The 7080-nt window shown below is 63.8% G+C and carries 7 protein-coding genes; all 7 read left to right on the forward strand.

What is annotated here, in order from left to right; all coding sequences use genetic code 11:
- Nucleotides 1-15: 15 nt before the first annotated feature.
- The 7 genes from LJE93_13500 (at nt 16) to LJE93_13530 (ending at nt 6908) form a co-directional block, all read left to right on the forward strand.
- Entirely contained in the window at nt 16-1383 is a 1368-nt protein-coding gene (locus LJE93_13500; GenBank protein ID MCG6949920.1) for a tetratricopeptide repeat protein, read from the forward strand.
- Nucleotides 1380-1733, forward strand: coding sequence for a roadblock/LC7 domain-containing protein (locus LJE93_13505; GenBank protein MCG6949921.1), 354 nt, complete (start codon nt 1380-1382; stop codon nt 1731-1733). Before LJE93_13500 ends, LJE93_13505 begins: the two co-directional genes overlap by 4 nt.
- Nucleotides 1734-1745: 12 nt before the next feature.
- Entirely contained in the window at nt 1746-2219 is a 474-nt protein-coding gene (accB, locus tag LJE93_13510) for an acetyl-CoA carboxylase biotin carboxyl carrier protein (GenBank protein MCG6949922.1), read from the forward strand.
- A 1-nt stretch (nt 2220) separates the two neighbouring features.
- Nucleotides 2221-3561, forward strand: coding sequence for an acetyl-CoA carboxylase biotin carboxylase subunit (gene accC / locus LJE93_13515; GenBank protein MCG6949923.1), 1341 nt, complete (start codon nt 2221-2223; stop codon nt 3559-3561).
- Between the two features lie 83 nt (nt 3562-3644).
- On the forward strand, nt 3645-4163 hold the full coding sequence (locus LJE93_13520) for a shikimate kinase (GenBank protein ID MCG6949924.1): 519 nt from the start codon (nt 3645-3647) through the stop codon (nt 4161-4163).
- Complete coding sequence (locus LJE93_13525; GenBank protein ID MCG6949925.1) at nt 4151-4906, forward strand: metallophosphatase family protein; 756 nt, start codon at nt 4151-4153, stop codon at nt 4904-4906. The genes LJE93_13520 and LJE93_13525 overlap by 13 nt, the downstream gene beginning before the upstream one ends.
- Before the next feature lie 40 nt (nt 4907-4946).
- Nucleotides 4947-6908, forward strand: coding sequence for a peptidylprolyl isomerase (locus LJE93_13530; GenBank protein MCG6949926.1), 1962 nt, complete (start codon nt 4947-4949; stop codon nt 6906-6908).
- Nucleotides 6909-7080 lie beyond the last annotated feature (172 nt).

The raw sequence follows: 7080 nt of genomic DNA on the forward strand, positions 1-7080 counted from the left end.
GCGGGAGTAAATTTCATGGATTATCGTCTCGAGCAATTTCGCTTTGAGCTCCGGGAGGACCCGTCCTCCCGGATATTCTTCAAGCTCGGCGAGCACCTCCGTCGGGAGGGCGAGCTCGAACAGGCGATCGAGATCCTCAAGGCCGGGCTCGAGCAGCACACGAACTACGTTGCCGCGTGGGTCAGCCTCGGCCGCGCGCAGCTCGCCAACGGTGATACACGAGGCGCCCAGACCTCGCTCGAGCGATCGCTCGAGCTCGACCCGGAGAATCCACTCGCTTCGCGCGTGTTGGGAGAAGCGGCGATCGCCAACGACGAGTGGGTGACGGCGGTCAAGGCGCTCAAGCGCGCCCGTGGCCTGTCGCCGCAAGACGATGAGCTCGATGAGCGCATCGAGTTCGTTGAGGCGCGCCTGGCCGACCTCGGCCTGCTCGAAAAGCCGCCACCGAAAGTGGTGTCGGTCGACGTGGAGGGCACTGGGTCCGAAGGGGAGCCCTTCGCCATCCATTCCACCGGCGACACCGGAATCTGGGACGATGCGGACGATGTGTTCGCGGCGGGTGAAGTGGAGGACGATTCGGAAACGGCGGAGGACGGCTCCAAGGACGAGGCCGAGGAGCTGGCCGAGGAGGCGCAGGAATCTGCCGAATCATCCGATGAGTTCGCAGAACCCGAGCCGCTGACGGAGGACGAGCTCTCCTCGATAATGGAAGAGGAGAGCGAGGACGAGGGAGCCGAAACAGCGGTCGAAGCAGGCGATGAGGAAGGCCCTGAGCTCGAAGACTCGGAGATGTTCGAGGAGGAAGATTTCGCGGTACCCGATTTCGAGCAGGATCCGGAATTCGAAGCGGAGCCTGAGGAGGAGCCGGAAGCCGAGGGTGAACCCGGGCCTGCCTTCGACCAGGAAGCGGAGCCCGAAGTCGACGCCGAACCCGAACCCGAGCAAGCATTCGAGTCCGAAACGGAGATCGAGCCGGAATCGGATGCTGAGCCCGAGCCGGAGGATGAACCAGAAGAGGAGCTCGAAACGGTATCGGATCCGGAACCGACCCCTCTGCCGGAGCCGCTGCCAGACTCATGGCCGGATCCGGATTCGGGTTTCAACCTCGAAAAGGACTCGGATGGGATTCCGTTGCCTACCATGACTCTTGCACGTCTCGCCATCGACCAGGGCGACCTCGACCTGGCGGAGAGAACCCTGCGCGGGGTGCTGGAAAGGGAGCCCGATCACCCTGAGGCGATCGAGCTGCTCGAAACCATGATCGCCGGACCTCCCGAAGGTGTTCAGCAAGGGACGGGGCGCGATCTCCTCGACGCCAAGGCGGAAGCGTTGCAGCGTTGGCTGGACGCAGTTAGACTGGCCTCGGAGAGGCTGAAGACGTGAGCTTCGAAGAGTCCATGAACGAGTTGCTGGAGAGCTGTCCAGGGGCCCGAGGCGCGGCCATCGTGGATCCCGACGGCATTCCGGTGGTGGTGAGCCCGGGCGACGGCTCTCTCGAGGTTCTGGCCGCGGAGGTGGCGACCATCCTCCAGGATCTCGACGAGGCTGCCCGGGAGCTCCAGCACGGTCCACTCGAACAGTGCTCTGTGTTTGCGGAGGACGCGACCATCGTTCTGACGACAATTGCGGCGGGTTATTTTCTCGTCCTGGTCATCGGCCGCGAAGGGTTGGTGGGGAAGGGTCGCTTCCTGAGCAGGCTCGCGAGCGCTCGTCTATACTCCGAGTTCATCTGAGGTGACGAATCGATGTTCAAATTCGATGAAATATGCGAACTGATCAAGTTGGTCAGTTCGTCCGGTGTTGCGCAGGTCGAGATCGAGCATGCCGGATCCCGCGTGCGGATCGAAGGTCGTTCGCAGGCTGGGGTCGCCGCCTCTGCATCGCCGGCATCCGCCCAGGCGCCGCCAACCGCTGATCCGCCGGCGGCTTCAGCCGACGCCCCGACCGGCGAGGCGCCGGCGCCTCCAGAGGGTGACGACCTGCATCCGATCGCATCGCCAATCGTCGGCACGTTCTATCGCGCTCCCAACCCCGATGCGGATCCCTACGTCAAGGTCGGCGACTTCGTCGAAAAGGGCCAGACCTTGTGTATCGTCGAAGCAATGAAGCTGATGAACGAAATCGAATGCGACATCAGCGGCACGATCGTCAAAGTGCTCCAGGAGAATGCTCAGCCGGTCGAGTTCGGCGAAGATCTTTTCCTGGTGCGGCCAGCGTGAGATGTTCTCCAAGGTTCTGATCGCAAACCGCGGCGAGATCGCGGTACGGATCATCGCAGCCTGCCGAGAGCTCGGCATCAGCACCGTGGCGGTGCATTCAGAGGCTGACCGCGATTGTCTCCACGCCCAGCTCGCGGACGAGGCGGTGTGCATCGGCCCGGCCGACTCGGCGGGCTCGTATCTGAATGTGACTGCGGTCATGTCGGCCGCGCGGATCACCCGCGCGGAGGCCATCCATCCGGGTTACGGGTTCCTGGCCGAAAACGCGCATTTTGCGGAGATCGTGCGCGAGTGTGGTCTCACCTTCATTGGCCCGCCTCCGGAGGCGATTCGGCTGATGGGCAACAAGTCACAGGCGCGGAGTACGGTGTCGGCCAGTGAGGTACCGATTCTGCCGGGTTCGGATGGACCGCTCAAATCCAGTGATCAGGCGCTCACCCTGGCCGAGGAGATCGGGTTTCCTGTCATTCTCAAGGCATCCGCGGGCGGCGGCGGGCGGGGCATGAGGCTGGCGCGGGATGCAGAGGAGCTCCAGCGCGCGTACGACACTGCCTGGAACGAGGCGGAGAGGGCCTTTGGTGACCCGACGCTGTACCTCGAAAAGTACCTGCAAAACCCCCGCCATATCGAGTTTCAGGTGCTTGCGGACTCGTTCGGAAGGGTCGTCCACCTCGGGGAACGGGAGTGCTCGATCCAGCGTCGCCACCAGAAGATCATCGAGGAGGCCCCCTCGACCGCGTTGACCGCCGAGCTGCGAACCGAAATGGGAAAAGCGGCGGTTGCGGCGTCGCGGGCGGCCAAGTACCAGAACGCCGGCACGGTCGAGTTCCTGCTTGCAGAGGACGGCGGGTTCTACTTCATGGAGATGAACACGCGGGTTCAGGTGGAACACCCGGTTACCGAGCTCGTGACGGGTGTCGATATCGTCAAGGAGCAGATATTGATCGCCGCGGGTGAAGCGATGTCAGTGCCGAAGCGGCGGCAGGTGCGACCGGAAGGTCACGCCTTCGAGTTCCGAATCAACGCCGAGGATCCCCGGACCTTTGCCCCCTCGCCGGGATGTATCACCAAGCTCGCCCTTCCGGGAGGCCCGGGGGTTCGGGTGGACACTCACGTGTACGGTGGTTACACGGTTCCGCCGCACTATGACAGCCTGATCGCCAAGCTCCTGGTCCACGGTGCCGATCGTGAGGAAGCGATCATCCGCAGCCGCCGCGCTCTCTCCATGCTGCAGGTGGACGGCATCAAGACGTCGACCGAGCTGCACCTCAGAATCCTCGATTCAGAGGAGTTCGTGGCGGGGAAAATCGACACCCATTTCATGGAGCGCTTCCTCGGCTGACCTGTTTCTGGCGCCTCGGTCAGGGAATGTACGAAGGGAGCGCACGTACGGGCAGCCAGCGGCCGGGTGATAACATTGTGGGGATGCCTCGCCTCTTCCTCGTTGGCTTCATGGGTGCAGGAAAGAGCTCGGTTGGCGCTGATTTGGCGGACCGCCTCGGATACGGTTTCGTCGACCTCGACGAAGAAATTTCGAAGCGTTTCGGGGCCCCGATTCGGGAGGTATTCTCCGACCGCGGTGAGCCGGTGTTCAGGTCCGCCGAACGTGAAGAGCTGCAACGTCTGGCGGGACTCGACGGTGTGGTGGTGGCGACCGGCGGCGGGGCGTTTTGCAGCCCGGGCAACCGCGAGATCATCCATCGGGAAAGCGGTGTTTCCGTCTTTCTCGATGTGCCGTGGCACGAGCTCAGAAGACGGTTGGCTGGCGATCATGCTGGTCGGCCCATGTACGACGACGCTCAGCAAGCGAAGAGCCTGTTCGGCGAGCGGCTACCGCACTATCGGAGAGCGATGATCCGGGTCGCGCTTGAAGGAACCGAGACGCCCAGCGAGGTCTCCGAACTGGTGCTCGATGCGCTCCAGGAGGCGGCGTGCGGTATCTGATCCTGAGCGACGTTCACGCCAACTGGGAGGCGCTGCAGGCGGTACGCGCCCACGTCCGTCGCAAGAGGTTCGACCGTGTGGTGTTTCTCGGAGATGCGGTCGGCTACGGCGCCTCACCGAACAGGGTGCTGGATTGGCTCCGATCCCTGGGTCACGACCTGGTGGCGGTGCGCGGCAATCACGACCGCGTCTGCGCGGGGCTCGACAGTGCGGAGTATTTCAATCGCTACGCCAGGCAGGCTGCCGAGTGGACCCTGGATCGCCTCGACGACCGAAACCTGGAATTCCTCAGGTCGCTGCCTGCCGGTCCGATGGAGTTGGAAGACGGCCTCGCCATCTGCCACGGGTCGAGCGTCGACGAGGATGCCTATGTGTTTTCCGGCTACGATGCACAGCTCGCATTTGCCGGTATGCCCCATCCGTTGATCTTCTTTGGTCATACCCACGTGCCATCGCTATTCATGTTGCGCGAGGACAACGGCAGACAGACGCTCAAGGTCAGACTGCTCTCCGGCCGCCGCATCGTTCTCGATCTGGATCCTGGCAATCGTTATCTGATCAACCCTGGATCGGTCGGCCAGCCGCGAGACCGCGACCCCCGTGCGGCGTACGCGATCCTCGACGTTGATCAGAACCGGGTCTACCTCTACAGGGTTGCCTACCGGGCGTCGGTCGCTCGCCGTCGCATTCTCGGTGCCGGTCTGCCGCCGGTGCTCGGAGACAGGTTGTTGTACGGGGCGTGAGTCCATGAGGTGCATTCGACCAGTCCTGATGTGTGTGTTGATGGCTGCCACTGTCTCTGCGGCACAGGCGATACGAGATACGAGCTCGAGGCGGGCGTTTCTGTGGCGTGCCCTCGATGGATGGCTGCTGCCCATGTCGCAGGCGTCGGCAATGCGGGAGGACCCCTTTCCGACGGTAAGGGCGCAAGCTGCCGGGGTGATGGCGTCGAATGTCGATCCGGCAAGGATTCCGCTCCTTGCGCGGTACATGGGAGACGGCGACGCGAGAGTTCGCGAGCAGGTGATGCTGGCAGCCGGTCGCATCGGTCCCGCGGGCCTCGAGCTCGGCCTCCACGGCCTCAGGGACGTGACACCGAGAGTGCGCAGGGCGGCGGCATGGGCGGTTGCTCACGGCGGTTCCAGGGCCTTCGAGCCGCTGACAGCGCTCCTGTCAAAAGAGCGCAGTCCGCTGGTGAAAGAAACGCTGCTCGCGAACCTCTGGAGGCTCGAAGAATCCCCATGGCAGGCCGCTGTGTCGTCGTTTGCGGAAAATCCGGACCCATATCTTCGGCGGGCGGCCGCGTACTCTCTCTCGCGGACCGGAGAGTCCACAGCCCGCAAGGCCCAGCGCAAGCTGGTAGGCGACGTTGAACCGGTCATCCGGGCCACCATTCTGCGCGGATTCGAACGAGGATCTCTGGAAAAGGCTGACCTCGAGGTGGTCACGACTGCCCTCCGCGACCCTGACTGGAGGGTGAGAGCTGCGGCCTGTCGTGTGCTCGCAGCCCAGGCTCCTGTAGAGCTCGGACGGTCTGCGATTGACGCAGTGGTTGGCGGTTTCTCGTCCGCTCAACCGCACCTCGCGGTCTCGGCACTGGCGGCTGCCGGCGGTCAGCCGAAAATTGGCACCAACGAAGAGCTGCTCGCTATTGCCGAAAACGGGGAACCGTATCTCGCGGCGGCAGCACTCAACGCCCTGGCTCGACGGGACGCGGCCAAGGCCCGACCTCTGGCCAGAGCGTGGTTCGAATCAGCAGAACCGTGGCGATGGCGTGCTGCGGCTGCTGCGGCCGCCAAGCTCGACGGCGACCTCGAAAAGCAGGCCGCGACCCACGGCGAGCCGTCGGTTCGGCTTGCCTGGCTTTCGGGCCTCGAGAGGACACGTGTCAGCGAGTTGCGTGACAAGCTGCTGACTCTGATCGAAAAAGATACAGATCCTGCAGTCCGCACGCAGGCCCTGTCGCTGATGCGATCTGCCGGCGTCGCTCCGGACGTGGATGATCTTGTCGGGCTCTACACTGCCTGGAAGAGGGATGTGATGCCCGATGCACGGGCCGAGGCCCTGGTTTCGGCACTTGCAACGTCCAAGGCCGCCGAGGAGAGGGCAGGAATCATCACTCTCGGGCTCGCCGATCCGGATCCTGCGGTGGCGGCCATGGTTGTCAACGGAGCGCGGTCGCTTGACCTCCCGGTGACGTTGCCGGGCCGCGAACCCCGCCACGGGCGACTGTGGTACGACAAGCTCGCGAGCTGGGTCGAGGTACCGCGCTGGCTCGACGTCATGACCGATCGCGGCACCTTCAGGATCCGTCTCGACCTCGAGGCGGCTCCTCTCACGTCACGGGAGATCTGGGACCTCGCATCCGGGGGTTTCTACGACGGTCTCGGCTTCCACAGGGTCGTCCCCAATTTCGTGGTTCAGGGCGGCGACCCTCGAGGAGACGGCTGGGGCGGTCCGGGTTTCGTCTTACCGGACGAGCCGTCGCTCCAACCGTTCGACTCGTGGCGGGTCGGGGTGGCGACGTCAGGACCGGAGACCGGTGGCTGCCAGCTCTTTTTCACCCTCCTCCCGGCCGATCACCTGACAGGTCACTACACGAACATCGGCGAAGTCGTGGCCGGACGCGAGGTATTGACCACTCTCAGGGTGGGTGACACGATTCAGAGCATCACCCCGCGCAGCGGCACTGACCTTCCGCAGCTCACTTCCTCCACAACCAAATCAGAGATCGTAAAACGCTGACGTCCGAGATCTGCGTTTGCATCGGCGCGATACGAACGCTGCGAGTGTCGCTCGACCGAAGGAGGAGCTTCACGAGACCTCCTCTTTTGTCACCAAAACGCGCTTTGCACGCCCGTTCTCGACCTCTTCGACCTCGAGGCGCAGCCCATCCCACTTGGTCACGGTGCCTTCG

This window comes from Acidobacteriota bacterium (genome assembly GCA_022340665.1).
Lineage (GTDB): Bacteria > Acidobacteriota > Thermoanaerobaculia > Thermoanaerobaculales > Sulfomarinibacteraceae > Sulfomarinibacter.